This window comes from Hyphomicrobium sp. CS1GBMeth3, assembly GCF_900117455.1.
Taxonomy (GTDB): Bacteria; Pseudomonadota; Alphaproteobacteria; order Rhizobiales; family Hyphomicrobiaceae; genus Hyphomicrobium_C.
Genome location: NZ_FPHO01000003.1, coordinates 872,211 through 896,973, shown reverse-complemented (window position 1 = coordinate 896,973; position 24,763 = coordinate 872,211). Strand labels below are relative to the sequence as shown.

Sequence of the window (24,763 nt, the reverse complement as noted above, 5' to 3'; positions counted from 1 at the left end):
TCATGAGTTAAAGTGATAGGCCTCGGAGATCTCGTGCGCGACGCGATTGTTGCGCCCGATGAACTCGAGCAGAAATTCGTGCAGGCCTGACTGGAAGATGGTGTCGATCTCACCCGTATCGAGGAGGGAAAGCGTCGATTTGGCGGTTTCGAGGCATGGCTTCTGTTCGCCGTACAGCGACGAGAGGTCGTCGAGCGCCTGGTCGATCTCGCTATAGCAGGCGCGAAGTGAGCGCGGCATGTAGCGGTTGAGGATCAGATAGTCGGCGATGCGCCAGGAGCGGTAGCTTTCCTTATAGACCCAGCGATAGCTCATGTGCGCCGAGACGGAGCGCAGGATCGCCTCCCATTGCGCACTGTCGACGCCCGAGCCGATCATGCTCGTCGAGGGGAGCAGCACGTAGTATTTCACGTCCAGGATGCGGGCCGTGTTGTCGGCGCGCTCCAGGAACGTGCCGAGCTGGCTGAAGTAGTACGTATCGTTGCGCAGGATGGTGTTGAGAAGGGCACCTCGGTAAGCGGCCGAGCGCTCCTTGATCCAGTCAAGGATGCGCGGCAGTGCGTCGGGACGCAGCGTTTCGGGGCGGATGGACTGTAGCTCAAGCCAGGTGCTGTTCAGAGATTCCCACATCTCGCGTGTGAGCGCGGTGCGCTGGGCGCGGGCGTTGCGACGGGCGGTAGAAATGCAGGAGTAGATGCTCGACGAGTTGGCATGGTCGAACATCAGGAATTCGACCACGTTCCTCGTATCGAGGGTGCCATGCTTGGCGTAGTACTGCGGGGCGCAGCCGGCGCTTTCGAGCGTGGAGGCCCATTCCTGCTTGCGGTCGTCGCCGATGCGGGGCAGGAGCGCTATGCGGTAGCCGGCCTCGATCAAGCGGGCCATGTTCTCGGCACGCTCGACGTAGCGCGAGAGCCAGAAGAGATCGTTTGCGGTGCGCCCTAGCATTGTCTTTTGCGGCCCCTGCCCTCAGGCATTTTTTTGGTCGTTGTCAGGTCTTCTCAGTCCTGGAGCACCCACGTGTCCTTGGTTCCGCCTCCTTGGCTGGAATTGACGACGAGAGATCCCTTGCGCAGGGCGACGCGGGTCAGGCCTCCAGGTACGAGACGAACCTCGTCGCCCACTAGCACAAAGGGCCGAAGGTCGAGGTGGCGGGGCGCGATGCCTTCCTCGGAGAGCGTCGGACAGGTCGAGAGAGCCAATGTCGGCTGGGCTATGTAGTTCTCGGGCTTTGCCTTGACGCGCGCGCGGAACTCCTCGACTTGCTCCTTCGTGGCCGTGGGACCGACAAGCATGCCGTAGCCACCGGAGCCGTGCACCTCCTTGACGACCAACTCCTCCATGTTCTCGAGCACGTACTTCAGTGCGTCGGATTTTCTGCAATTGTAGGTCGGCACGTTCTTCAGGATGGGCGGGCGGCCCATGTAGAACTCGATGATCTCGGGGATGTAGCTGTAGATCGCCTTGTCGTCGGCGATGCCGGCGCCGGGGGCGTTGACGATGGTGACATTGCCGGCGCGGTAGACGTCGAACAGGCCAGGTACGCCGAGGACCGAGTCGGGATTGAACGTCAGCGGATCGAGGAAGGCGTCGTCGACGCGCCGGTAGAGGACGTCGACGCGGGTCAGCCCCTGCGTCGTCTTCATGTTCAGGTAGCCGTCCATGACGACGAGATCCGGGGCTTCCACCAGCTCCAGGCCCATCTGGTCGGCAAGGAAAGCATGTTCGAAATAAGCGCTGTTGTAGGTTCCCGGCGTCAGCACGGCGATCACGGGATCGGTATCGAGCTTCTCCGGTGCGACGCTTTCGAGCGTCTTCCTCAGGTAGTCGGGATAGATCTCGACCGGGGCGACGCGGTTCTCTGCGAACAGGTTCGGGAACATGTGCATCATCGTCTCGCGGTTCTCCAGCATGTAGGAGACGCCGGACGGCGTGCGCGTGTTGTCCTCGAGGACGTAGAATTCATTCTCGCCGGTGCGGACGATGTCGATGCCGATGATGTGTGAGTAGATGCCGAGCGCAGGCTCGACGCCGATCATCTCGGGAACGAAGGCGCTGTTCTGGACCACGAGCTCGGCCGGGATGCGCCCGGCCTTGATGATCTCCTGGCGATGGTAGATGTCGTACATGAAGGCGTTGAGCGCCTTCACGCGCTGCTCGATGCCGGCCGACAGGCGGCGCCACTCGGTTGCCGAGATGATACGCGGGATCATATCGAACGGGATCAGGCGCTCGGCTGCCTCTGCGTCGCCGTAGACGGCGAACGTGATGCCGGTGCGCCGGAAGAGCAGCTCGGCCTCGGTGCTCTTTTTCCTGAGCTCCTCGACCCGCATGGACCGGAGCCATTCGGAAACGGCGGTGTATGGCTCGCGGATACCCTGTCCGAAGCCGTTCATTTCGTCGAAGGTTGGCTTCAAGTCGGCGGCCTTGATCTGCTCCATGACTTAACCAATGGCAAAAGCCGGGCCAAACGCAGGGTCGAAGAAAAATCCTGTAATAACGGTCGCTTAGGCGGACCTGCCTGCTTGTCCGATGCGCACCTGCCTGTTGGATGGGCAGTGTCCGATCAATCGACGGTCAGTGCACGCGCCCTCGCGCCGACTGGTTACTCTTTGCATTCGCCGTCGTAAGCTTTGTGAGCTGCGGCGGCGATGCGTTCGCAATCGTTGCCGTAGGTCTTGCCGTCACAGCCGCAGACCGGGCGATAAATCTTCGTACAGGCCTCCGTGCGCACGACACAGGTGCCCACCGGATGGTCTTCCTTGCATTGGTTCGGAGGCGCGTCGCAGAACAGGCCGACGGAGCAACTGGGCCCGTCCGCTCCTCCGCAGGACTGGCCGACGCCGGCTTGGGAGAGCGCTTGGTGGCTGATGCTTGTGGCGACCCCGGCGAAAGCGATCGCAAGGAGTCGTGTGCGGTGCGGGGGCTTGAACACTGATGTCCTCCGAAGCGCCGGCGCTCACCGTTCCGGTGTTCCTCTCAGTCATAGAAGCTCGCGCCGGTACGGTCCAGCGGTGCTCGTCCCTCAGGGGTTGGGGATATGGCCCCGGGCCTGCCTTGATTTGCGGTTAGGGCCCGTGTCCGTTAGGTCCCGAGAGGTGATGCGTTCGAGCTTCGTCATCACAACGGAGAAGCGCCATGATTGGATCCCCTAAGGAGTGGGCTTCGTTGCTCGGTTTCGACCGCGATGCGGACGAGAGGACGATGGCGGCGCGCACGCGCGTGGTGGCGCAGACGCTCGCCTATCTCGAGGATCATTTCTCAGATCCGGACGGTGCGCGACCGTCGGAGGCGCTCGTCATGGAGCTCGGGCAGTTTCTGGTGCTGGCAGAGGCCATGGAGTCGAAGGGGCGCGGCGCCAAGTTCAAGGAGATCTACGAGGCGATCCTGCAGCTTCACTTCCGTTGGGACGAAATCGATCGCGACGAGGTGTTCGAGGGGCTCGCGAAGAAGGTGGCTCTGCTGAAGGGCATTGTCGCGTTCTCCGACGCGTGGCTCGGAACGGAGACGGTCATTCCGCGGAGCCGGCCGCCGGCCGAGCCGGCCACGATGCACGACGAAGCCGATGTGAAAACCAGGATCGTCAGTCCGTCGTATTTACGCTCGTAGGGCGCCGTCACATCTGCTTCATGACGTAGTTCGTGCTGTAGCGTAGCAGATGGAACGTGGCGCGGGGCCAGGACTGCCCCTCGATCTCGCGATAGATGCTCCAGATGCAGCGTGCCTTCTCGAGTTTGTTCGACGACAGGGAGGTTCCGCCGGTCCGGTAAATGCCGAGAACCTCGTCGAGCCCGTGCGCCTCTGGCACTTGCCGCAAGATCTGCAGCCAAAGGGCGTAATCCTGCCCCTTCGCCAGATCGGGCATGTACTGCTTGCCCAACGCCGCCGTGTCGTAGACGACTGTCAGGCATCCGATCGGGCATGTCCTCAATAACTCGCGGTGCGTGAGGCGCGGAGGAACCGGTAGCCGATTTCTGAAGATGGCACCGTCCCTTCGCATCAGGGCATAGCTCGCGTATGAGAACGGGCTGACCGTGGTGGCCATGAACGCAAGTTGACGTTCGAGTTTTTCAGGCACCCACAGGTCGTCGCTATCGAGAAAGGCAATGTAGCGCCCTCTTGCCAGCTCCATGGCAAAGTTGCGGGCGTGGGCGGCACCCTTACGGCCCGACGGCAGGGAGACCGCGCGGATGCGGTGGTCCCGCTCCGCCGCGGCGGTCACGATCTCGAGGGAGCTGTCCGAGGAATGGTCGTCGACGACGATCATCTCCCAATCGGGCAGGGTCTGGCGCTGAACGGAGAGCAGGGTGTCGGTGATGAAACGTGCGGAGTTAAAGCTCGGGGTAATGACCGACACCAGTGGGTGGTCGAGAGCTTGCTTGACCATGGACCCGTGTCTCGTCTTCTCCGTTGGCGCTGTCGAGGATGCTCTATCGTTTATCGGGTGGTCTTCTAAAGAAGTCTACAAACCGTGTCTAACCCTCGCGTGGTGGTTTGCCTCGTAGCGTGGCGAAGTGTGATCACTCTGCCGCTAGGCCGAAGTGACATCAGGGCATCCCGCGCTGCAGGGCTGTCACAGGCTGCTCGTCTTACGTGCTTGGAAGGTCTTGCATCGCTTCGAGAGCCGGTTTAGGAACGCGGCTCGCTTGCCAGTGGCAGTTGGCGACTCGGGGCTTTGCTCCGGGGTCGCACCTCTCAGGTAAGGCGCGGGACGAAAGCTGCAAGGCCAACGTCCCAAAGACGGGCAATGTCAACCACAAGCCACTGATATTGCTTGAAAAAGGAGAGGTGGCAGAGTGGTCGATCGCGCCGCACTCGAAATGCGGAGTACGGGCAACCGTACCGGGGGTTCGAATCCCTCCCTCTCCGCCAATTCCATCTAGATCACTGTCTGTCCACGTCGATCTTTGACCAGGTATTCCAATCACTTGGTGTCGGGTCTGTCTGGTGAGCGTCGTTGAGCATCAGCGAGCGTTGGCAGCACAAACATGGGCTGGATTGTGGGCTGGAAAGACGCGGCATGGCGCAATTCGCCCGATGGTCCGGGGGGCGTCTGGGTAAGAAGCCCCGTCGGCGATGTACTCACATGTTGCAGCTATTCGTCGAGCGGTTGTCCGCATTGCCCGCTAGCGTCAACGAAAATTTCCTCTCAGATGGCGCTCCTTACGAAACCCGCGGGAGGCAGCTTGATCCTGAGAGGGCAAGTGACGCTCAGGAAGGGAAAGCAGCGCTTACGACTTGCTGGGCATCAATGTCTTGGGATCCGGTGTCACCATTCCATTCTCGATTTTGAACTGCGGGATGTGACCAAGCCCGACGACAAGATCTGCGTCGGGTCCAAGGACCTCGCGCCATTCGTGGGACTCGGTCAGGATCACGCCGATCCCGACAATATCGGCGCCGGCTTGCCGAGCTAATCGGATCGTCGCCGCAAGGCTTGACCCGGTCGCCACCACGTCGTCGACCACGACAACGCGCTTTCCCTCGAGCAGCGGAATGGCGCGGCGGTCGAGCATGAGCTTCTGTGATCCCGACGAGGTCACGGATTGAACATGCTCCACCAACGCATCGCCAAGGTGGATCTTTGGCGATTTCTGCATGATCACGTACTGATCGAGGCCGAGGTGACGCGACACCTCGATCGCGACCGGAATGCCGAGCGTGGCAGTGCTGACGATGATGTCGGGCCTGGCCCCCGCGAGCCGCTCGGCAAGCGCCTTGCCGATGCGCTCGCCGAACGTGACGCCCATGTCGATGACCATCAGTAGCGAGATTGCGAGCGTCTCGTTGATGGCGACCAGCGGCAGGCTGACCGGCTCGCCGGCGATGTCGACGGTATAGGTTTCGGGGTTGAGGCGGGTTCGAGCGCTCATGTCACCTCGGTTGCTGTTGAAGGGGAAAGGAGGATTGAACGGTTAGCAGTCTCACGTCGCGCCACGAGGTGCGCTTCACCTTGGGATCGAAGCCATAGATCGACAACGCGAGCGCGATCGATTCTGCCATGCGAAACGTCTGAACCATCAGCGGCACGCCGCGCGCGAGCGCGTAGAGCACGCGCTTCAGGATTGGCCCGCGGTCGAGTTCGAGCCCGCGCGCGCGCTGGGTTTCGCCGATGTTCTGGAACTCCTCCCGCATCAACGGGATCATGCCGACGATCAGGACCAGCACGAGCGTGAACATGCCCGGAAGACGCGCGCGACCGCAGGCGGCGAGCAGAGTGCCGGCAGAGCTCGTCTCGATCGCGATGAAAAAGCTGCCGGTCGTGACGATGAGGCGGAACGCGAGGCGCAAGGCGTGGTCGGCGGCATCCGCGAGCGAGGCGCCCCCCGCGAGGAAGCTGATCAGCCAGCTCACGGTGACGATGGAGCCGACGAGAGCTGCGATCTTGAAGTAGCCCTTGGCTTGCGGTAGCCGGCAGGCGGCGATGAAGACGATCACCGCGAAGGCGAGCGCGCCGGCGCTAACCGCGTTCGGGGTGAGCCATCCGGCGGTGGTCAACAACACCGCCGCAAATAGCTTGGCGAACGGATTGACGCGATCAAGCCAATGCATAGCGGCCCTCCTGACGCGGCGGCGCGACTGCTTGACCGGGAACGGGCCAGCCCAGCCGCACGAAGGCATCCGATTGCCAGACTTCGTCTGTCCTGCCGTCGTGCGCGATCGCACCGCGCTCTAGGATCAAGACCCGGTCGGTGGCGCTGTCGATCAGCGGGAGATCGTGTGAGACCAGCAATACGGAGCAATTGTCGGCGCGAGCGCGGTCCAGGAATGCGAGCACGTCGGCGCGCCACGCCTTGTCGCAGGCGATCAGCGGCTCGTCGAGGATGACGACCGACGGCTTTGTCGCCTCGATGCAGACGAGCGCAAGCATGAGCTGCTCGCGCGTGGAGAGTGCGAACGGCGAGAGATCGGCCTTTTCTGCGAGCCGAACCCGCACCAGCAGAGCGAGGGCTTGCTCGCGATGAGCGGCCACCGCTTTCGCACCGGTTGCGCCTCCGGAGAGCGAGAACACGACCTCGTCGAGCGCCGTCAGCAGAAAGAACATGCGTTTCAAATTCTGCGCCACGTAGCCGACGCGTTGAGCGCGCCTGGCGACGGTCCATCCGCTGCTGTCTTCGCCGGCGATCTCGATGCCGCCGGTCGCAGCCGCCTGCAGCCCCAACAGCGAGCGCATCAGCGTGCTCTTTCCGGCGCCGTTGGGGCCGATCACGCCGACCACCTGTCCGCGCGGCACGATCAGATTGAGGGCGCTGAGAACGGGTGTACCGTCCGGGCGCGTGAGCTTGCTCGAGAGCTCGGAGATCCGCAGCGCCGGCTCGGCATTCTGCGCCGGCCGCTCGGATTTGGCGGGCTGCGCCGCAAACGGGGAGGTAACGCCGGCCGCGTCGCATCGTTCGGCAAGCTCGGCAGACCCCGACCAGGCGTGCGTCCCGATCAGTCGTCCGCCCGAGAGAAACACCACACGATCGGCGAACGCGCCGCACCAAGCGAGATCCTGCTCCGCGACCAGCAGCGTGATCCCGTCGCGACGGAGCTTTTGCAGGATGGCAGCGAGACGGGCGCGTGCGTCCGGATCGAGTCCGGTGGTCGGCTCGTCGAGGACGAGAAGGTCCGGCTTCCACAGCAACGACGAGGCAAGAGCTACGATTCGCCGTTCGCCTCCCGAAAGCGAGCGCACCGTTCGGCCGACCAGCCTTTGCAGACACATCTCTTCGATCACAGCCGAAACGCGTGTGCGTACCTCCGCCTTCGGCACGCCGCGGTTTTCCAGCGGAAAGGCGATGAGGTCCTCGACGGTGAGGTCCCACACCTGGTCTTCCACGGATTGCAGAACGATGCCGACGCGGCGGTAGAGATCGGAGGTCGAAAGCTTTGCGATGTCGTCTCCGTTGAGCAAAACCTGCCCGTCCATCCTGCGCGGGCGGATCAGCTTCGGGATGAGACCGCTTGCGACCGCGATAAGCGTGGACTTGCCGGAGCCGGCCGCGCCCGTCACCACGACCGCGCCGCCGGCCTCGACCGTGAGGTCGAGGCCAGAGAGAACGTCCCGATCGGGGTCGAAGCCGACAGTCAAATTGCGGAGCGCCAGCATGCAGGATCCTCAGAACCAGTGCAGTGTGCCTCGGCTGATGCCCGCCAGAATCTTCACGGCAGGGCGGATCAGCAGAGGTGTGCCGATCACCATCGGGACGATATCCGACAGCCCGAGATAGAGCATGGCGTACCAGAACGGGAAGATGCCGAGGAACGCAAGGCTCGCCGATACGGCTGCGACCATGATGAGACCGATGACGGCGCAAATGACGGCGATCTTCAGGAGAACGGGCCAGGACAGATCGAAATTCGTTTTACGCAGATTGATCAGCATCGGCGGGATGGCGCCGGTCAGGCCGACCATTATGCCGTCGACGATCAAGGTGTGCAGCGGAATGAACGTGCCGGCGAGCAACGACCAGACCAAGCTTCCGATGTAGCCACAGATGAAGCCCGACTTGGGCCCGAGCAAGAGACCGACGAGCGGCGGCAGGAATGCGAAGATGCGCCATTGGATGACGCCGGGCACCAGTTGGATGGGATTGGCGTAGGCCCACAGCACGCCGGTCGCTACGCCGCAGATCACCGCGAGAACGATGGGAAAGAAGCCTGAGGATGAGGATTCGCTGTAATTGATCTGGGTCGTCATTGGTGCTTGCTCCTGTTGTCAAGAAGGGACGTGCTTCAGCTGGCGTTTGTCCTTGTACCCGCCGCTGAGTTCACGACCGATGGCGGTATCCAACGAATCGAGACTGTCGATGAGGGCCACGTCAGTCTCAGCCAGGATTTCGGTGGGGATGGCAGTAAAGGTTTCGGCCAGCGCCAGCACGCGCGGTCCGTGGACCCACTTGGTCCAGGCGATCTCCGTCAGCGTGCCGCACGAGAGACCGATGCAGACCAGAAGGTCCGACAGCTCGCAGATTGCGGCGTGCTGATGATGCCAGGTGAAGCCGTCGATGACCTCGTCGCAGGCGGCCGCGTTTTCAAGGCAGTTCGGGGTGGCGACCGAATCCGAGGGGCCGCCCGCCGGCACCAGGCCGATGGTCCAAGCGCCTTGCGCCGAGCTGTAGCCGCGCAGGCCCGACATGGCGATGCCGCGGTCCGGCACCATGGCCATGATGGCCTGATGCTTTGCGATCAGAGCGCCAGCGTTCAGAGCGCTGTCGCGGTAGAGGGTCTCCGGAAGCCCGCTTGCCTGCGAGATGCGCCGGATGTTGGTTGGGCCGATCAGGCCGATAACAGGAAGATTGGGTCTTTTGCGCTTCTTCAACGTGTGTCGCCTTTTTTGCAACTTCTCTAGTCGTGTTGGTGAAAAACTATGCATCGCACGACAGCGACCGCTGTCTGTTCTGCACAATTTGGTTTGGGACGCCCCCGCGCTAGCCGATTGAGTTCGGCTCATGACGTTCGAAAAGGTGTTGGGAAACAGCGCCGGTTTCCATCATTGATTTCTGTTCTTTGCGTTGCATAAAATGCAACGGTCCGCTGCCCTGTTGGAGCCCCCATGTTTTCCCGGTTCGTGCGCTATTTCGATGAGGTGGCCCGGCGCGGCTCGATCCGGCGGGCTGCCGAGCATCTCAATGTCTCACCGTCGGCGATCGATCGTCAGCTGCTGCAGGCTGAAGAGGAGTTGGGCGTCCCCTTGTTCGAGCGCTTGCCGCGCGGCCTCCGCCTCACTGCGGCGGGCGAGATCCTGGTTTATGGCGTACGCCGCTGGCAGCGCGACCTCTCACGTATGAAGTTCGAGATCGAGGAGCTCCGCGGCCTGCGCCGTGGCGAGGTCAGCCTCGCCGTCGCGGAGGGAACGACCGGCGAGTTCGTGCCCTATGCGCTCGCGAGCTTTGTGCATGACCATCCGCGGATCAATTTGCGCGTCATCGTCACGAGCTCCGAGCGCGTATGGCAGATGGTGATGGACGGACAGGCGGACGTGGGGATCACGTTCGATCCGAAGCAGGTGCCTGGGCTTCGCATTGAGCACGCGGTGAAGTTTTATCTCGGAGCTATCGTGAAGCCGGGGCACCCCTTCGCTTCCTTAGAGTCCGTAAAGCTCAGCGACTGCGTCTTGCAGCCGCTGATCCTGCCCGACAGCTCGGTGTCCTTGCGCGGCGTCATCGATTCCGCGCTCGTGAGGACGAACGTCGACGTGCGGCCTGTGATGACTGTCAACAGCATCGCCCTCATCAAGATGATGGTGGCGCAGGGCTGCGGCGTGGGTCTGCTGACCGATATCGACGCAATGCCCGAAATTCGCATGGGTCAACTCGTCTACGTGCCGCTTGCCGATCAGGGCATCCCGCCGTCATCGCTGTCGCTCATTGTGGCTCCGGAGCGCCACCTGTCTGCTGCTGCAATTCCCTTAATGCGCTATTTTGCAGTGCTGCTCGAAGAGACGGCGCAATCGGCGAGCGATCGAGGCAGGCAAGGACAGTCAGTTGGGAGCGCGCGAGAAACATCGGCGGCCGTCCTGCGGTCGCGTCAGTAAAGTTGCGCGGCAGGATTTGTCCTTCGGAGCCGATGCCATAACGCGCCTGCAGAATGAGGTATCGCCGGCTGCTAGGCGTATCCCACCCAGCCCTTGAAGCTTAGCCCCGCATAGAACAGGCCGACGTCGGAGAATCCGGCTTCGTGCAGCATTGCTTCGTCTTCCTCGGGCGACAGAATGGATAGTTTGGTAGCGATGGCCTTCTTGGCTCTCTCTGCGTTCGCGGGGTTGGTTCCGCCGAATGCGACGTGCCTGCTGATCCACATGGACCGCTCGGGTTCGGTCTGCGGGAAGCTGATGTGAGCAACGGTGAACGGTGCTCCCGGCACCAGGCGCCGATGGACTTGGCGAAGAGTCTCCAACCGTTGGTCGCGAGGTACGAAATGAAGTGTCAAAAGACAGATCGCACCGTCAAACGGCCCCTCTGGCGCGGTGTCGATGTAGCCTTGATGAAGGCGCACGCGCGCGGAGTGCGGACCTATGATGTGTTCCGCCGTCCTTAGCATTTCGGCCGAAGGGTCAACGCCGTCAAATGTCCAGTTGGCATGATCGTCGGCGAGCGCCTTGAGTTCAAGGCCACCGCCTGCCCCGAGAACGAGGACTCGCCCATGCGCGGGGATGCGCTCCCCTAGGAGCATCGACGTCATGCGGTGAAGGCTGGCGAAACCTGGAACCTGCCTCGGTGGCCCCTCAGCGTAAGAACGCGCATGGGCCGCGTCAAAGGCGTCGGTGTCTTTGGTCGCAACGGCGGACGGATGGTCATTTCTGATCATGTAACTTTTATAGTTACAAATTAGGTTCCGATGTCAAGTTTGATCGGTTTGTCTCGGGTGTGCCATTCCTTGCCGGGATGAAGGTCCGCTTGGGATCCCGCTGCCGATATCAAACTTCTGCAAGGCTCTCTCGCGCAAAGCGGCTCGGAGGCTGCCCGACAAAGCGACTGAATGCCGTGCTGAACGTGCTCGCGGAACTATAGCCAACACGCTCTGCAACTTCGGCGAGGCTGATGTTCTGTGGGCGCAGGAGGTCCTTGGCAAGGGCCATGCCAAGCGAGGAGATACTCCATCGGCGGGACGCCGACGGCGTTTGTAAAGCGATCAAAGAACACCGAGCGCGAGAGCGCTGCCTTCTTAGCAAGCTCCTCGACAGTCCAGGTACGCGCGGGATCGGCGTGCAGCTCCCGTATCGCAATCGCAAGGCGTGCGTCGCCGAGGCCACGCAAGAGCCCGGCCGGTGCCGCTTCGCCTTGGATTGTTCTCAGCGCCTCGATCAGCATCACCTCGACGAGGCGCCCCAGGACAAGATCGCGACCGGGCCTCTCGGCAGTTGCTTCATCTCGGACGAGATGCACGAGGGTGGAGAGCCGTTCCACCCCACGCACATGCACCAGTGTCGGCAGCAACGAAACCAAGAGATCGGCGTCTCTTGAGTCAAAGACGAAGGATCCGCCGAGTAGGCGCACGTCAGGGTCGCCATCCGGTGCGCCATGACGCACCTCGTGCGTCGGGGTTGGCAACACCTTGGGATCGATGAGTTTCGCCGAAGCTGCCTTGAATCCCGACATGGTGAAGCCGGGTGTCTTTGGCAGGAGCAGGAAATCTCCCGCTTCCAGCGTCAGAGGCTCCTCGCCGTCGACGGTAAGACGGCAGCTCCCGTCGAGCACGGTGCAGAAGCTCGGCTGGCCGAAGTCGGAATAGCGCACCGCCCAACGGCCAGCGCCGCTGATGATCTTGGAGAGGACGGTGCGAGGCCGCAGCAGCGCGATGACTTCTGAAAGGGGATCGACCATTTCAGGACGCTAACAAACGAAATCCGGACGATCAATTGCAGATCGTCCGGAAAGCAACGTCTATCGTCCGCGTCGTTCAAACCAGGAGGGACGACGATGAAAACCGTGCTGATTACCGGATGCTCCTCGGGCTATGGCCTGGAGACGGCGCGCCACTTTCACGCTCAGGGCTGGGACGTCATCGCGACGATGCGCACGCCGCGCGAAGAAATCCTGCCGGCAACCGACCGATTGCGCGTGCTGGCGCTCGACGTCACGAAGCCGCAAAGCATCGCCGCCGCTCTCGAAGCCAGCGGTCCGATCGACGTGCTCGTCAACAACGCCGGCATCGGCATGTTCGGAGCCTTCGAGGCGACCCCCATGTCGGTCGTACGCAGCTTGTTCGAGACCAACACGTTCGGCGTGATGGCGATGACGCAAGCCGTGCTCCCGCAGTTCCGCGCGCGTCGCTCCGGCGTGATCGTCAATGTGACGTCCAGCGCCACGCTGGCCCCGATGCCGCTTGTCGCAGCGTATACGGCTAGCAAGACCGCCATCGAAGGTTTCACCGGATCGCTCGCGCACGAGCTCGAAGGCTTCGGCATCCGCGTCAAGCTGGTCGAGCCGGGCTATGGGCCGTCGACCCGCTTCACCCAGAACGTGCAAACGCCGATCGAGGCGGCGATCCCGGAAGCGTACGCGTCTTACGCCCATTCGATACTCGCCGCCTTCGGCCAGCCGACCGCGGTTACTATGGAGCGCGATGTAGCCGAAGTCGTTTGGCGCGCTGCGAACGATGCCTCCGCGCGGCTGAGATATCCCGCAGGCCCTGACGCCGTGGCGCTGGCGCACGTCAGCTAAGTCTGCAGCTTCTGTGGCCACATTGCAGATTAGATTCAGCTCGGTTGCGAACGGGCCACGTGGCCGCGTTCGCGCCGAGTGCCTGGAGCGTCGGGAAGGCTGCTGTTGGGATTTTGTATCTAAGCGGGGGAGTCAGAGATGGCCAGCCGCGGAGCCAGGACGCTTTTCAAGCGACACTCCATCAGATCTCCGACTTCAAAGCGGCAAACGCCTCCCGCAGATATTTTTCGATTGGCTGTTTGCCACCCGCTTCGACCCAGGCTTCGATGGCGAGGCGCATCGCGCCAATCGAAGCCATCGCAACGATCCGCAACCCATTTCGCCTTTTCGCCTGGGGCCACATCTGGCACAGCGCTTCAAACAACGCTTGCTCCTGCAGCACATACTTTGCGTGTTTGGCGGCGACCAGTTGCTCCGTCGATCGCATCAGCCGGTCAACGACGATCATATGCTCCGAGCTGTAGGCTGCGGCGAGCTTCAGAAACGCATTACACACGGCATCGAGTGGAGGCTGGTCCGTCGACTCCTGAAGCACCGCCGTGCGGATGATCTCCGGAACGCCGCGCTGCCACGTCAGCAGAATCTCTTCCTTGGATTTGAAGTAATAGAAGATGGTCCTGCGTGAAATACCTGCAGCCTCGGCAATGGCGTCGAGTGTCGTTGCCTCGAAACCATTTGCAACGAAAAGTCTGAGCCCGGTGTCAGCGATGCGCTGCAGCGTCTCCCGGCGCTTTTTCTCCCGCAGGCCTTCCGGCTCTTCCTCTGTCTCTGGTGGGTCATTTTCCATGCCCCACCTTGCCATGAATCGCACACATTGTAAAATTACACCCAGTGCAATATATGTTTTGCGCCGAGTGTAATCTTAATGCGAGCGAGCAACTCATGGCTAAGTGGACGACATCGGACATACCTCCTCAACGCGGCCGATCCGCTGTCATCACCGGCACCGGCGGCCTGGGATACGAGACAGCGCTTGCGCTCGCTCGCGCCGGCGCCGACGTGATCATCGCGGGGCGTGATCCGGCGAAAGGGCAAGCAGCAGTCACTCGTATTCGGGAGGCCGTACCGAATGCGATCGTGCAGTTCGAGCTTGTCGATCTTGCTAACCTGAAATCGATCGCGACCTTCGGAACGCGCCTGCGCCGGATACGAAGCAGCCTGGACCTGCTCATCAACAATGCCGCCGTCATGATGCCGCCGACAAGGATGGAAACGTCAGATGGATTCGAGCTGCAGTTCGGTACCAACTATCTCGGACACTTCGCCCTGACCGGCGAGCTCTTACCGCTTCTGATTGAGGGGAATAGCCCGCGTATCGTGACCGTATCAAGCGTCGCAGCTCGGAGCGGCGCAATCGACTTCACCGATTTACAGGCGATACACGCCTACAAACCCATGTCGGTCTACGCTCAGTCGAAGCTCGCGAACTTGATGTTCGCCTTCGAGCTGCAGCGCCGAAGCGACAGGGCAGGGTGGGACATTGCGAGTATCGCCGCGCACCCCGGTGTTTCACGCACCGATCTCATTCACAATGGCGTGGGCCGCCTGAGCGTCGCGGGCTTCGCACGATCGTATCTGTGGTTCCTCTTCCAGCCCGCACCACAGGGCGCGCTGCCGACCTTGTTCGCAGCGACCTCTCCCGCGGCCCGGGCTGGGGGCTATTACGGGCCAGACAAGTTGAGCGAGACGCGCGGGTATCCAGCCCCCGCCAAGCCGCCGCAGCAAGCGTTGGATGGCGAGGTTGCAGCGCGCCTCTGGAATATCTCCGAGCAACTCGTGCTTTTGAAGGAACGGACCCAATGACCGCGAGCAAATGCAGTTTCAATCCGTTGATTGCGATGACGTGCCGTGCCGCGTCGGATGCCCCTTCGACGAAATCGGATCTGTTCACATTCTTTCGCGCGTGGACGGCGAATCCGCTGCAGGTGGCATCGATTATCCCCTCCAGCGACGCGCTATCGGACCTGATCACGTCGGAAATCTCGTCCACGACCGGTCCCGTGATCGAGCTGGGGCCGGGGACAGGCGTCTTTACCCGCGCCCTGTTGGATCGCGGTGTCAAGGAGCGAGACCTTACGCTTATCGAATACGGCTCCGAATTCGCGGCGATGCTCAAGACCCGCTTTCCCGAAGCGCGCGTGCTTTGGATGGATGCGCAGCGGCTTGGACAGCTCCGGCCCTATGAGGGCCGACCGGCAGGGACCGTCGTCAGTGGCCTGCCGCTGCTCTCCATGTCACCCCGAAAAGTCTTCGCTATACTCATGGGCAGTTTTCGCCTCATGGGTGAGGACGGCAAGTTCTACCAGTTCACCTATGGTCCGCGTTGTCCCATTCCGCGTCGGATCCTCGATCGGCTCGGGCTGAAAGCGGTTCGCATCGGCTGGACTTCCCGCAACATACCGCCCGCATCTGTTTATCGAATTTCAATGAAACACTGATGTACAATCTACATTATGTGCCGATTTCGTGGGACGCACGGATCTTGGCCATGATGTAGTCGCCCGCGTTGACCGGTTCGTACTTGGCCGGGTTTTCCGGTGCGACGCACGTCTGTATGGCGGTGACGAGCGTATCTGCCGAAGGACCGGTGAATGCGACCATTGAGAGCCGGCGCGTCGAGCCGGTCAGCTTCCGCGACGGATTGGAGACCCGGTGCAAGGTGGAGCGCCAGCGGTCATTGGTCCATCGCGACAGGAGATCACCCACGTTGATCACGAAGGATCGAGGCACGACGCGCGCCTCCTTCCAGATGCCGTCGAAGTCACGCACCTGCAACCCGCCAGGCGCTGCGTCCTGCCGCAGGATGGTGATGGCGCCGTAATCGTGGTGCTCGCCGTAGCGCAACTGGCCAGGCAAGGGTTCATCTTCCTGATCGGGATAGTTGACGAAGCGCAGTGTCAGGGCCGGGTCGGCATACATGGAGTCGAAATAGTCCTCGGGCAGGTCGAGCGCGAGCGCCGAAAGCCGCATCAGGTCAGCGTTCAGGCGAACCATCTCCCCGGTGTAGTGCGAGACCAGGTCCGTAAGACCCGACGGATTTGTCGGATAGAAATTGTGCTTTCGGTCCAGCTCGTCCTCATGATGGGGCGCAGCGAACACCAGCGCCTCGCAGAGGTCCGGTGGTGTCTCGCCCGAAAGCGTCTTGGCGACACTCTCGATCCCCATCGGCAAGTAGCCGCGCCCCTTGGTTTTCTCTGGCGGGGAATAGCTAAGCTTGGTCTCGAGCGGTTCGTCGAAGAAACGGGTCATAACGTCGTAAGTCTCGGTCAACAGTTCTTCAGGCACGCCGTGCCCTACAATGACGGCGAAGCCCACGGTCTCGAAGGCGTTTCCGAAAGATCTGGCGACACGAATCTTATCCTCCGAGCTCCCACTGAGGAACGGAGCGATGTCGACGATAGGAAGTGTGATTTCTGACATCTTCAGTCCCTACTCGGCAGGAACGAATGTGAAGTCGAATGCATCGCGGTACGGAAGGTCCGCTGCGTAGACTCCGGCCTTGGACATGGTTGCGAAGAACGATTCGACCCGCTTGGGGCTAAGGGCACCGATCGGGAGGCCTTCATCGCCTGTCACCATGTTGAGCTTCTGCATCTGAGCGAGCTTGTAATCGTAGAGCCCTTCGGAATGATCGGGATTGGCGGCGAGGATTGCGGCTTTGGCGTCTTTCGCGGTGCCGTCGATGCAAGCGCGATAGCCTTCAGCGGTCGCTTTCAGGAACGCGGCAACGGCGTCGCGATTTTTCTCGATCCAGTCGCCATGGCCAAAGACCGTGGTGGCGTAGTTCTGGTAGCCATAGTCTGCAAGCAGCAGAGACAGCGGCGGCTGCTTCATCTGCGCACCCAGCAGAAAGCCGTCCTCGGTAATGTAGCCTTGCTGTGCGGCTTTCTCATCAGCCAGGAACGGCGCAGCGGAATAGGTATAGGGCTGGACCTGCTCATCGGTGAACCCATGTTCGGCCTTCAGGAACTGCCAGAATTCCTGCTGGCTGAACCGGGCAATCATGATCGGCTTCTTCAATAGGTCTTGGAGCTTCTCGACGCCTTGACCGGAGTGCACGACGATGGTCTGAGGATCCTTCTGAAAGAAGGCCGCCACCGTTTTGCCCGGGATCTTCTCGGCAAGCAGGTTGAGCGTGGTGAAGCTCGAGCCCATGCCAAGCTGATAGCGGCCGCTCGCCACCATGAGAGGTACGTTGATGTCCGGACCACCCGGCGCGATCTTTACGTCGAGGTTGGCGGCTTTATAGAGCCCGCTTTCCTGCGCCTGGTAGAAGCCGCAATGTTCGGTCTGCGGCAGCCAGTTGGTGCCGAAAGTGATTTGCGTCTCTGCCGCGGCGGGAAATGCCATCGCAACGCAAAAGGGTATTACGAGCAGCGTCTTTCTCAGCATGTGATGTGTCCTTTGCAATGTTTCCCGGTTGTGACGGAGCCGTTACCGACCCGATAGACAGACGTGGTTTCGGTCATGCGATGGTCAGCCATCTCGCTGGAGTTCGCTCGCATGCCAGCGGCGCAGGGTCAGCCACGAGGCGAGCGACGTCAGTCCGAAGATGGCGATGCCCGTGACCGAGAGCAGCAGCAGAGCAGCAAACAAGCGGGGAATATTCAGCCGGTACTGGGCCTCGAGCAGGCGATAGGCGAGTCCAGAGCCGGCGCCGGCCGAGCCGGCAGCAAATTCAGCGACGACGGCTGCGATGAGCGCCAGGCCGCCACCGATCTTGAGGCCGGCCATGAAAAATGGCGTCGCGGCCGGCAGCTTGAGGAAGAGCAGTTGCTGCCACGGAGAAGCGCCGTAGAGAGCGAACAGGCTTATCAGATCATGGTCGACGCTCTTGAGGCCTTGCACCATGTTGGAAAGGATCGGGAAGAAGGCGACGAGGAACGCACAGATCAGCACCGCCACCTGTGTGTTGGGCGCATAGATCAGGATCAGCGGCGCGATAGCGACGATGGGCGTGACCTGCAGGATGACGGCATAAGGGTAGAGAGCCAGCTCTATCCATCGGGACTGGACCAGCAGAACGGCCAGGCCTACCCCTCCGATCAAGGCCAGCAACAAAGCGAGGAACGTGATCTGCACCGTGACCCAGAGGGCCGGGAGCAATATCGGCCAGTCCTTATAGAGGGTCGCCAACACGACGGATGGTGCTGGCAGAATGTACTGCGGTACCGCTGCGATTCGGACATAGGCCTCCCAGACGGCGAGCGAAAGCGCCAGCGTGACCGCGGGTACCACGATGGCTGCCACGCGCGCGCGGCGCCTTTCCTGGATCAAAGACTCTTCCGGAGCCTGCCTCATGCGTCCCCGACTCCGGCAGACGCGGCACGGCCTTCCATCAGTCGAGAGATTTCAGAGCAGGTGCGGTTGAAACCTTCGGTGAGGCGATAATTCTGCGAACGGGGCCACGGTGCCTCAACCTTCAGCTCGTGCGCAACCCGGCCCGGCCGGCTGTGCATGACGACGACGCGGGAGGCGAGATAGCCGGCCTCGAACACTGAATGCGTTACGAAAACAACCGTCAATCCGGCAGCTCTGGAAAGACTGAGCACGTCGTCGTTGAGCCTTTGCCGCGTGATTTCGTCGAGTGCCGCGAACGGCTCATCCATGAGGAGCAGCTTGGGCTGGGTTACCAACGCGCGAGCCAGCGAGACGCGCATTTTCATGCCGCCCGAGAGTTCGCGCGGATACGCCTCGGAGAAGTCGTTCAGGCCGACGGAGCCCAGGGCATCCATGATGCGCTCGCGGGCCTTGCGCTTCGACATGCCGGCAAGCCGCAACGGCAAGTAGACATTTCCGAAAATTGTCGCCCACGGCATCAAAGTTGGATCTTGAAATACGTAGCCGATCCCCGCCTCGGGGCGTCCGCGGCTGTCGATCCGCGAGCTCGGCCAGTCGACCTCGCCTGTGCTCGGCTTGCTGAGTCCCGCGATGATCTTGAGTGCCGTCGACTTGCCGCAGCCGCTAGGCCCGAGTAGGGCAACGAATTCTCCTCGTTTGATAGTCAGGTTTACGTCCGACAGGGCGATGGTGCCGTTGCGGTAAGTCTTCGAAACGCGCCGCATGGTCGCCACGGGACGAACGTACGGGGTAGACTTGGCCTCGACGTGTTTCGCCATATGCGAGACCAGCAGCATCAGGTGACTGCAGCGACGCGGAGGGGCGCGACGGCAACTTGCGACATGGCGACTTCCCTCGTTTCATTTGCACGATCGAAGTGCAAATGCATGATCCGCTATTTCCTGAACAGGAAAGCGTGTCCGGTTGGTTGAGGGAAGAGTCGAAGAACGCATAGTCCTCATTGCCGCGCCATTATGATGTCGCCGAATGCATCGAGGGCTGCGGTCGACGATCTGATGGGCCGGACGCACCACGGATGCCGCTAGGACGTGCAAGCTGCGTACTTGTTAGTCACTGTTCGTGCTTGCTCACAGCGCAGTCCTTTGCTCACATGAAACCGTTTGCAAACGCATTCGATGGTCGGAGCGAGAGGTTTCGGACTGCACAAAAGTGTTTTCGAAGCGCCCAGTTCAGTCGCTACAGGCAAGCCGCCTACGCCGCGTGCACGCGCGAACCGGTCATGACATTTGACGCCCGCATCGACCTCCGGCACCTCAGGGTGTTACGGGCTCTGCTCGCTGAAAACAGCGTATCGCGCGCGGCCAAAGTCTTGGGACAAAGCCAGCCAGCGGTGAGCGTCGCGCTCCGCCAGCTTCGCGAGATTTTCGGCGATCCCCTCCTGGTACGCTCCGGCGCAGGCATGGTGCGCACGGAGCGGGCAGAGTCTATTGCCGAGGCGGTCGGGGGTTTGCTCGACGAGATTGACGAGCTCGTGGCTCCGCCGGGCGCCTTTGACCCGGCGACGTCAGACCGGCATATCCGCATCGTCGCTTATCTAGGCCTTGGCTCATTGCTCATTCCCGCCGTCGTGAAAGCGGTTCGAACCGAGGCGCCCCACGTGCGGCTCGAGATTGTTCAGCCAGGCCCGCCCGAAGTGACCAAACAGCAATTGCAGGACGGCGAAGTCGATCTCGTGATCGCCAGTCGCCAAGGCCCGTTTCAGAACCTGCGCTTCGCACCGCTGCTCGAATGCGACTTTGCGTGCATTCTGTCCTCCACCCATGCCCTCGCTGGACAAAAGCGGTTGACGATCGAGGAGTATCTTTCCCTCGATCACTTGTCTCCCAGTCCTTCGGCAGTCGTCTTGGGCGCACCCATCGACGGGCGGCTTCTCGACCTGGGCTATAAACGCAATGTCGTGATCACCGTGCCGGAGTTCGCGCTGGCGCGCTATATCGTGCCTGGCTCGAATTTGGTCTTCACCACCGCTCGCCCCTACGCCGAGGAACTGGCGGCTGACCTTCCGGTCAACGTGCTCGATGCGCCGCCGGAGCTCGGGCGTATGAGCGCATTCTTGTTCTGGCATGAGAAGAGCCATCATTCCGCTTTCGGCAAATGGCTGCGCGGCACCGTTCGCACCGTGGCCGACCGACTCTTTCGCGAGTGCGATTCGGATCGAGACATTCGCTCGACTCTGCGGCGTCGCTAATGGCAAATTTCCAGCGCACGAGGGCGTCATTCGATCGGACCAATAACGTCTATAAGCCGGTCACGGCTTCCGCAGCCTCATGCGATCGCGCCTAATAGCAAGGCGCAAGGATTGAGCAGGAGTCGTCGCGTTCATGCGATCTGGATTGAGCTCCGAGGCTGTATCCCCACCGTTTGGCCGCTACAGCCACGGTGTGGAAGTGGCCGATATAAGCCGATTGGTGTTCTGCTCGGGCCAACTGGGGTTCGAGGCAGATGGAAGCGTTTCCGACGATGTCGGTGAGCAGACCAAGGTCTGCTTCGCCAATATCGCGCGCATCCTTGAAGCGGCCCGGATGAACCTTGACAACGTCGTGCGCATCAACGCCTTCGTTACCGACCGCGCCCACATACCCGCCTATATGGCCGTGCGCGATGCCCTGTTCTCCGATCCGCCGCCGGCTTCGACCCTCGTCATCGTCTCGGGTTTTACTCGGCCGGAGTTCAAAGTCGAAGTCGAAGTGACCGCAGCGGTTTGAGGTACGGGATGGACCAGATGGTCAAGCCGCGGCGACTGTGGTGGGGTGAGATGTCGTCCGCTGATTTTTCCAGCATCGACAGGCGATCTACGATCGCCGTGCTGCCCATTGCGGCCATCGAGCAGCACGGGGCGCACCTGCCGCTGTGCACCGACGAAGCGATCATGAAAGGCATGATTGAGACCGTTGCTTGCATGCTGCCGCCGGACATCGATCTCCGGGTTCTTCCCATTCAGGCCATCGGCAAGTCCGACGAGCATCTGTTCGCGCCGGGCACGCTCAGCCTCTCCGCCATCGCCCTCATCGAGAACTGGGTGGCATTGGGAGCGCAGGTGGCGCAGGTGGGTATTCGCAAGCTCGTCATCGTCAACGCTCATGGCGGAAACGACGAGGTGATGGGGATCGTGGCGCGCGAACTGCGCGTGCGCCATGGGCTGCTGGCGGCCAAGACGAGCTGGCTGCGCTTCGGTCATCCCGAAGGGCTTTATTCAGACCTGGAGTTGCGCGACGGCATCCATGGCGGGGACGTGGAGACGTCGCTGATGCTGCACTTCCGGCCAGATCTCGTGAACATGGCGCTGGCGGGCGATTTTCCTTCCGTCAACGCGGCCGCAGAGGATGATTACACACATCTGCGGGCGGTGGGCCGACACGCATTCGCCTGGATAGCCAAGGATCTGCACCCGAGCGGCGTGGTCGGAAACGCGGCTGCAGCCACCGCCGCCAAGGGTGAAGCAAGCGCGAACTGGCAGGCGCAGAGTTTCGTCGAACTGCTGCGCGACATGCGTTCCGCCGACATCGATACTCTTCTCGCAACGACTGACGGGTACTGAGATGGCGCTGGCGCTGCCGGACGATGGCTCGATGCTGCTCGGCAACGCCCGCGTCCATCGCAGTCATCTCGTAACGCCTGTGGGGCCGGCCGATGCGGAGGGCTTCCATCGCGTTACTCTCGATATCCGTGCCGGTCGGGTCCACGCCATTCGCCGCTACGATCCGGCGGCCGTCGACGAGCGTATCGATCTTGCAGGGCGGGTCGTGTTCCCCGCCTTCGTCGACTGCCACACGCATCTGGACAAGGGCCATATTTGGCCGCGCCAACCCAATCCGGACGGCAGTTTCGGAGCGGCGCTGTCCGCTGTCGCCGCCGATGCCGATGCCCGTTGGTCGGCCGCCGACCTTTACGCCAGAATGACGTTCGCCCTGCGTACGGCCTACGCCTATGGCAGCAAGGCAATCCGAACTCATATCGACTCCCATACGCCCCAGGCCGCCATTTCCTGGCCGGTCTTCGAGACGGTGCGCACGGAATGGTCCGGGCGGATCGATTTGCAGGGCGTGAGCCTGATCAGCATCGAGGAGGTCAGAGACGAGGCGGCGTTCACAGCGCTCGCGCGACGTGTCGCGAATGCGGGCGGAACGCTCGGTGCAGTAACCTACATGGTCGACGATCTCGATGCCCTGCTCGATACGGTGTTCCGCACCGCTCTCGACCATGCGCTCCATCTGGATTTTCACGCCGACGAGTCGGGAGATCCAAACGCGGTTTCCCTGCGCAAGATCGCCGAAGCGGCGCTGCGGCACGGTTTCGACGGAAAGATCATGGTCGGACATTGCTGCTCGATCGCAAGCCAGCATGAAGACGACGCAGCTTCAACGCTCGAGCTCGTCCGGCAGGCTGAGATTTCAGTCGTCACCTTGCCCATGTGCAACCTCTATCTTCAGGACCGCCGCAGCAATGGGACGACGCCACGCTGGCGTGGCGTGACGCTCGTACATGAAATGGCCGCCCTCGGCATACCGGTGGCCATTGCGTCCGACAACACACGCGATCCGTTCTACGCCTACGGCGACCTCGACATGCTCGAGGTCTACCGCATGGGTACGCGCATTCTGCATCTCGACCATCCTGTCGGAGACTGGCCGGCAAGCGTCGCGGGCGTTCCCGCGCGAATGATGGGACTTGATGACGCCGGGTTCATAGCTCCAGGCACGACGGCCGATTTCATCGTCTTCAAGGGAAGATCCTTCGGCGAGGTGATGTCGCGCGCCGAAAGCGATCGGGTGGTGCTGCGGAATGGACGGCCTGTGAGCGCGCGCTTGCCCGACTACAGCGAACTCGACGCACTGATGGAGGTATAGATGGATATCGAAGGTCTCAAATCCGAGCTCGCGGGCCTTTCCATCGAAGAAAACCCCAACTTCGTCCGCATGAAGAGTCGCGACGCCTATTGGTTCTCACCGATCCTCAAGGGCGAGCTGGACGCGGTGATGGGCGATCTGGTCGTCACGCCTCGTAACGAGGCCGAAGTGGTCCGCATTGCCAAGGCCTGTTACGCTTTCGATGTGCCCCTTACGGTGCGGGGCGGCGGCACCGGCAATTATGGTCAAGCCATGCCGCTTTCGGGAGGCGTGGTGCTCGACATGACGGCCATGTCGGCGGTCAAATCAATCGCACCAGGCCGGGTCGTCGCCGAAGGCGGAGCGATCATTGCCGATATCGACAGGCAGACACGCGCGCATTCCGCACAAGAGCTGCGCATGCATCCTTCAACTCATCATAGCGCTTCGATCGGCGGCTTCGTTGCCGGCGGCTCCTCAGGAATCGGCTCGATCACATGGGGTGGGTTGCGCGATCCGGGCAACATCATAAGGCTGCGCGTCGTCACCATGGAGGCCGAGCCGCGCGTGCTCGATCTATTTGGCGATGACATCCAGAAGGTTGCCCACGCGTACGGTACCAATGGCATCCTGACGGAAGTCGAAATGCCGCTGGCGCCAGCCTACGATTGGGTGGACATGATCGTGGAGTTCGATCGCTTCATGGAGGCTGCCGCCTTTGCCAACGATCTCGGCGCCCAGGACGGCCTCCTAACCAAGCTGATCTCGGTGATCGCCGCGCCGATACCCTATGCCTATTTCAAGCGACATCAGAAGTTTCTAAGCGAGGGCAAGCATGCCGTGCTGCTGATGCTGGCACCGCACGCCGTTTCTGCCTTCGAAGACTTTGCCAAGCGCTATCCGGGCACGATTTGCTTCCGCAGCGATGCCGACATCGACACGAAAGGGCTACCGCCTATCTACGAGCTGAGCTGGAATCACACGACGCTGCGCGCGATGAAGGTCGACACGAACCTGACCTATCTGCAATCGCTCTATCCCTTTCCCAATCAGCTCGCTCTGATCGAGAAGACGCTGAACCTCTTTGGCGACGAGGTGCCGCTCCACCTCGAGTTCCTGCGCTTCGACGGCAACGTCACCTGCTTCGGCCTGCCGCTGGTTCGCTACTCCACGGCCGAGCGGCTTGAAGAGATCATGCGCATTCACGAGGCCAACGGCGTGCCGATCTTCAATCCGCATCGCTATACTCTCGAAGAGGGCGGCATGAAACGAACCGACGAGACACAGCTCGCCTTCAAGAAGGAAGCCGACCCCAAGGGTCTGCTCAACCCGGGAAAGATGATCGCCTGGGAAAATCCAGACTTCGATTTCGACGATGACAAGATCTATCTCTACCCCGGCCTTCGACGTGCTGTCGGCTAACCCGGA

The 24,763-nt window shown here is 61.6% G+C and carries 25 protein-coding genes, 1 tRNA gene and 1 pseudogene; 11 read left to right on the top strand and 16 right to left on the bottom strand.

Features of this window, described 5'->3' with window-relative positions; translation table 11 throughout:
* The 3 genes from CS1GBM3_RS11460 to CS1GBM3_RS11450 all read right to left on the bottom strand — a co-directional run bounded on the left by CS1GBM3_RS11460 (position 1) and on the right by CS1GBM3_RS11450 (position 2,935).
* Positions 1–948: an alpha-E domain-containing protein gene (locus CS1GBM3_RS11460; protein ID WP_072395430.1), complete on the bottom strand. Its 948-nt coding sequence runs from the start codon at positions 946–948 to the stop codon at positions 1–3.
* Positions 949–1,001: 53 nt separating this feature from the next.
* Positions 1,002–2,396, bottom strand: a complete 1,395-nt coding sequence (locus CS1GBM3_RS11455; RefSeq protein WP_139247994.1) for a circularly permuted type 2 ATP-grasp protein — start codon at positions 2,394–2,396, stop codon at positions 1,002–1,004.
* Between the two features lie 209 nt (positions 2,397–2,605).
* Positions 2,606–2,935: a Kazal-type serine protease inhibitor family protein gene (locus CS1GBM3_RS11450; protein ID WP_072395427.1), complete on the bottom strand. Its 330-nt coding sequence runs from the start codon at positions 2,933–2,935 to the stop codon at positions 2,606–2,608.
* A 203-nt stretch (positions 2,936–3,138) separates the two neighbouring features.
* Between CS1GBM3_RS11450 and CS1GBM3_RS11445 the strand changes: the two genes are divergently transcribed.
* On the top strand, positions 3,139–3,609 hold the full coding sequence (locus CS1GBM3_RS11445; protein ID WP_072395426.1) for a hypothetical protein: 471 nt from the start codon (positions 3,139–3,141) through the stop codon (positions 3,607–3,609).
* A gap of 7 nt (positions 3,610–3,616) precedes the next feature.
* On the opposite strand, the gene CS1GBM3_RS11440 is transcribed toward CS1GBM3_RS11445, so the two are convergent.
* Positions 3,617–4,387 (bottom strand): glycosyltransferase family 2 protein, encoded by a 771-nt coding sequence (locus CS1GBM3_RS11440; RefSeq protein WP_072395425.1) that lies wholly within the window; start codon positions 4,385–4,387, stop codon positions 3,617–3,619.
* A 395-nt stretch (positions 4,388–4,782) separates the two neighbouring features.
* Here CS1GBM3_RS11440 and CS1GBM3_RS11435 point away from each other — a divergent pair.
* Positions 4,783–4,872: transfer RNA gene (locus CS1GBM3_RS11435), tRNA-Ser, on the top strand.
* 359 nt (positions 4,873–5,231) lie between these two features.
* Here the strand turns inward: CS1GBM3_RS11435 and CS1GBM3_RS11430 are convergent.
* Genes CS1GBM3_RS11430 through CS1GBM3_RS11410 form a run of 5 tightly spaced genes read right to left on the bottom strand, consistent with a single transcriptional unit; the run spans position 5,232 to position 9,304 of the window.
* Complete coding sequence (locus CS1GBM3_RS11430) at positions 5,232–5,873, bottom strand: phosphoribosyltransferase family protein (protein ID WP_072395424.1); 642 nt, start codon at positions 5,871–5,873, stop codon at positions 5,232–5,234.
* 1 nt (position 5,874) lies between these two features.
* The gene (locus CS1GBM3_RS11425; protein WP_072395423.1) at positions 5,875–6,552 is read right to left on the bottom strand and encodes an energy-coupling factor transporter transmembrane component T family protein; all 678 of its coding nucleotides are present in this window, start codon (positions 6,550–6,552) and stop codon (positions 5,875–5,877) included.
* Complete coding sequence (locus CS1GBM3_RS11420) at positions 6,539–8,092, bottom strand: ABC transporter ATP-binding protein (RefSeq protein WP_072395422.1); 1,554 nt, start codon at positions 8,090–8,092, stop codon at positions 6,539–6,541. Before CS1GBM3_RS11420 ends, CS1GBM3_RS11425 begins: the two co-directional genes overlap by 14 nt.
* Before the next feature lie 9 nt (positions 8,093–8,101).
* Positions 8,102–8,683 (bottom strand): aminotriazole resistance protein, encoded by a 582-nt coding sequence (locus CS1GBM3_RS11415; protein ID WP_072395421.1) that lies wholly within the window; start codon positions 8,681–8,683, stop codon positions 8,102–8,104.
* 18 nt (positions 8,684–8,701) lie between these two features.
* Positions 8,702–9,304: an SLOG cluster 4 domain-containing protein gene (locus tag CS1GBM3_RS11410; RefSeq protein ID WP_072395420.1), complete on the bottom strand. Its 603-nt coding sequence runs from the start codon at positions 9,302–9,304 to the stop codon at positions 8,702–8,704.
* A 234-nt stretch (positions 9,305–9,538) separates the two neighbouring features.
* Between CS1GBM3_RS11410 and CS1GBM3_RS11405 the strand changes: the two genes are divergently transcribed.
* The gene (locus CS1GBM3_RS11405; protein WP_072395419.1) at positions 9,539–10,519 is read left to right on the top strand and encodes a LysR family transcriptional regulator; all 981 of its coding nucleotides are present in this window, start codon (positions 9,539–9,541) and stop codon (positions 10,517–10,519) included.
* A 71-nt stretch (positions 10,520–10,590) separates the two neighbouring features.
* On the opposite strand, the gene CS1GBM3_RS11400 is transcribed toward CS1GBM3_RS11405, so the two are convergent.
* Together CS1GBM3_RS11400 and CS1GBM3_RS11395 are read right to left on the bottom strand one after the other, a co-directional pair.
* A complete protein-coding gene (locus CS1GBM3_RS11400) occupies positions 10,591–11,292 on the bottom strand; it encodes a class I SAM-dependent methyltransferase (RefSeq protein WP_072395418.1) in 702 nt (233 codons plus the stop codon).
* 109 nt (positions 11,293–11,401) lie between these two features.
* Positions 11,402–12,308 (bottom strand): annotated as a pseudogene (locus CS1GBM3_RS11395) (AraC family transcriptional regulator).
* Positions 12,309–12,404: 96 nt separating this feature from the next.
* On the opposite strand from CS1GBM3_RS11395, the gene CS1GBM3_RS11390 reads away from it, so the two are divergent.
* The gene (locus CS1GBM3_RS11390; RefSeq protein WP_072395417.1) at positions 12,405–13,148 is read left to right on the top strand and encodes an SDR family oxidoreductase; all 744 of its coding nucleotides are present in this window, start codon (positions 12,405–12,407) and stop codon (positions 13,146–13,148) included.
* A 181-nt stretch (positions 13,149–13,329) separates the two neighbouring features.
* On the opposite strand, the gene CS1GBM3_RS11385 is transcribed toward CS1GBM3_RS11390, so the two are convergent.
* On the bottom strand, positions 13,330–13,935 hold the full coding sequence (locus CS1GBM3_RS11385) for a TetR/AcrR family transcriptional regulator (protein ID WP_072395416.1): 606 nt from the start codon (positions 13,933–13,935) through the stop codon (positions 13,330–13,332).
* A gap of 95 nt (positions 13,936–14,030) precedes the next feature.
* Between CS1GBM3_RS11385 and CS1GBM3_RS11380 the strand changes: the two genes are divergently transcribed.
* Entirely contained in the window at positions 14,031–14,951 is a 921-nt protein-coding gene (locus CS1GBM3_RS11380; protein ID WP_072395415.1) for an oxidoreductase, read from the top strand.
* 35 nt (positions 14,952–14,986) lie between these two features.
* Positions 14,987–15,586 (top strand): class I SAM-dependent methyltransferase, encoded by a 600-nt coding sequence (locus CS1GBM3_RS11375; protein ID WP_072397442.1) that lies wholly within the window; start codon positions 14,987–14,989, stop codon positions 15,584–15,586.
* A 13-nt stretch (positions 15,587–15,599) separates the two neighbouring features.
* Here CS1GBM3_RS11375 and CS1GBM3_RS11370 read toward each other — a convergent pair whose 3' ends face one another.
* From CS1GBM3_RS11370 to CS1GBM3_RS11355, 4 genes are all read right to left on the bottom strand, one after another.
* Positions 15,600–16,568, bottom strand: coding sequence for an isopenicillin N synthase family dioxygenase (locus CS1GBM3_RS11370; protein ID WP_072395414.1), 969 nt, complete (start codon positions 16,566–16,568; stop codon positions 15,600–15,602).
* Positions 16,569–16,577: 9 nt separating this feature from the next.
* Positions 16,578–17,540 (bottom strand): ABC transporter substrate-binding protein, encoded by a 963-nt coding sequence (locus CS1GBM3_RS11365; protein WP_072395413.1) that lies wholly within the window; start codon positions 17,538–17,540, stop codon positions 16,578–16,580.
* Between the two features lie 84 nt (positions 17,541–17,624).
* Positions 17,625–18,449 carry an ABC transporter permease gene (locus tag CS1GBM3_RS11360; protein ID WP_072395412.1) on the bottom strand — a complete coding sequence of 275 codons (825 nt, stop codon included), beginning with the start codon at positions 18,447–18,449 and terminating at the stop codon, positions 17,625–17,627.
* Positions 18,446–19,285, bottom strand: a complete 840-nt coding sequence (locus CS1GBM3_RS11355; protein WP_072395411.1) for an ABC transporter ATP-binding protein — start codon at positions 19,283–19,285, stop codon at positions 18,446–18,448. The genes CS1GBM3_RS11360 and CS1GBM3_RS11355 overlap by 4 nt, the downstream gene beginning before the upstream one ends.
* A gap of 287 nt (positions 19,286–19,572) precedes the next feature.
* Between CS1GBM3_RS11355 and CS1GBM3_RS11350 the strand changes: the two genes are divergently transcribed.
* The 5 genes from CS1GBM3_RS11350 to CS1GBM3_RS11330 all read left to right on the top strand — a co-directional run bounded on the left by CS1GBM3_RS11350 (position 19,573) and on the right by CS1GBM3_RS11330 (position 24,757).
* Positions 19,573–20,697 (top strand): LysR family transcriptional regulator, encoded by a 1,125-nt coding sequence (locus CS1GBM3_RS11350; protein ID WP_171946483.1) that lies wholly within the window; start codon positions 19,573–19,575, stop codon positions 20,695–20,697.
* A 133-nt stretch (positions 20,698–20,830) separates the two neighbouring features.
* A complete protein-coding gene (locus CS1GBM3_RS11345) occupies positions 20,831–21,214 on the top strand; it encodes a RidA family protein (RefSeq protein ID WP_072395406.1) in 384 nt (127 codons plus the stop codon).
* Between the two features lie 8 nt (positions 21,215–21,222).
* Complete coding sequence (locus CS1GBM3_RS11340) at positions 21,223–22,047, top strand: creatininase family protein (protein WP_244534634.1); 825 nt, start codon at positions 21,223–21,225, stop codon at positions 22,045–22,047.
* 1 nt (position 22,048) lies between these two features.
* Entirely contained in the window at positions 22,049–23,356 is a 1,308-nt protein-coding gene (locus tag CS1GBM3_RS11335) for a cytosine deaminase (RefSeq protein ID WP_072395404.1), read from the top strand.
* Positions 23,357–24,757, top strand: coding sequence for an FAD-binding oxidoreductase (locus CS1GBM3_RS11330; RefSeq protein WP_072395403.1), 1,401 nt, complete (start codon positions 23,357–23,359; stop codon positions 24,755–24,757). It abuts the gene before it with no gap.
* The last annotated feature ends 6 nt before the right edge of the window (positions 24,758–24,763 follow it).

Excerpts from the sequence above, each read along its gene's own strand:
- CS1GBM3_RS11415 (WP_072395421.1), bottom strand. The coding sequence starts at position 8,683 with ATGACGACCCAGATCAATTACAGCGAATCCTCATCCTCAGGCTTCTTT.
- CS1GBM3_RS11355 (WP_072395411.1), bottom strand. The coding sequence starts at position 19,285 with ATGCTGCTGGTCTCGCATATGGCGAAACACGTCGAGGCCAAGTCTACC.
- CS1GBM3_RS11330 (WP_072395403.1), top strand. The coding sequence starts at position 23,357 with ATGGATATCGAAGGTCTCAAATCCGAGCTCGCGGGCCTTTCCATCGAA.
- CS1GBM3_RS11420 (WP_072395422.1), bottom strand. The coding sequence starts at position 8,092 with ATGCTGGCGCTCCGCAATTTGACTGTCGGCTTCGACCCCGATCGGGAC.
- CS1GBM3_RS11445 (WP_072395426.1), top strand. The coding sequence starts at position 3,139 with ATGATTGGATCCCCTAAGGAGTGGGCTTCGTTGCTCGGTTTCGACCGC.
- CS1GBM3_RS11380 (WP_072395415.1), top strand. The coding sequence starts at position 14,031 with ATGGCTAAGTGGACGACATCGGACATACCTCCTCAACGCGGCCGATCC.
- CS1GBM3_RS11460 (WP_072395430.1), bottom strand. The coding sequence starts at position 948 with ATGCTAGGGCGCACCGCAAACGATCTCTTCTGGCTCTCGCGCTACGTC.
- CS1GBM3_RS11335 (WP_072395404.1), top strand. The coding sequence starts at position 22,049 with ATGGCGCTGGCGCTGCCGGACGATGGCTCGATGCTGCTCGGCAACGCC.
- CS1GBM3_RS11370 (WP_072395414.1), bottom strand. The coding sequence starts at position 16,568 with ATGTCAGAAATCACACTTCCTATCGTCGACATCGCTCCGTTCCTCAGT.
- CS1GBM3_RS11375 (WP_072397442.1), top strand. The coding sequence starts at position 14,987 with ATGACGTGCCGTGCCGCGTCGGATGCCCCTTCGACGAAATCGGATCTG.
- CS1GBM3_RS11365 (WP_072395413.1), bottom strand. The coding sequence starts at position 17,540 with ATGCTGAGAAAGACGCTGCTCGTAATACCCTTTTGCGTTGCGATGGCA.
- CS1GBM3_RS11385 (WP_072395416.1), bottom strand. The coding sequence starts at position 13,935 with ATGGAAAATGACCCACCAGAGACAGAGGAAGAGCCGGAAGGCCTGCGG.
- CS1GBM3_RS11400 (WP_072395418.1), bottom strand. The coding sequence starts at position 11,292 with ATGATCAGAAATGACCATCCGTCCGCCGTTGCGACCAAAGACACCGAC.
- CS1GBM3_RS11360 (WP_072395412.1), bottom strand. The coding sequence starts at position 18,449 with ATGAGGCAGGCTCCGGAAGAGTCTTTGATCCAGGAAAGGCGCCGCGCG.
- CS1GBM3_RS11455 (WP_139247994.1), bottom strand. The coding sequence starts at position 2,396 with ATGAACGGCTTCGGACAGGGTATCCGCGAGCCATACACCGCCGTTTCC.
- CS1GBM3_RS11345 (WP_072395406.1), top strand. The coding sequence starts at position 20,831 with ATGCGATCTGGATTGAGCTCCGAGGCTGTATCCCCACCGTTTGGCCGC.
- CS1GBM3_RS11340 (WP_244534634.1), top strand. The coding sequence starts at position 21,223 with ATGGACCAGATGGTCAAGCCGCGGCGACTGTGGTGGGGTGAGATGTCG.
- CS1GBM3_RS11430 (WP_072395424.1), bottom strand. The coding sequence starts at position 5,873 with ATGAGCGCTCGAACCCGCCTCAACCCCGAAACCTATACCGTCGACATC.
- CS1GBM3_RS11425 (WP_072395423.1), bottom strand. The coding sequence starts at position 6,552 with ATGCATTGGCTTGATCGCGTCAATCCGTTCGCCAAGCTATTTGCGGCG.
- CS1GBM3_RS11390 (WP_072395417.1), top strand. The coding sequence starts at position 12,405 with ATGAAAACCGTGCTGATTACCGGATGCTCCTCGGGCTATGGCCTGGAG.
- CS1GBM3_RS11405 (WP_072395419.1), top strand. The coding sequence starts at position 9,539 with ATGTTTTCCCGGTTCGTGCGCTATTTCGATGAGGTGGCCCGGCGCGGC.
- CS1GBM3_RS11440 (WP_072395425.1), bottom strand. The coding sequence starts at position 4,387 with ATGGTCAAGCAAGCTCTCGACCACCCACTGGTGTCGGTCATTACCCCG.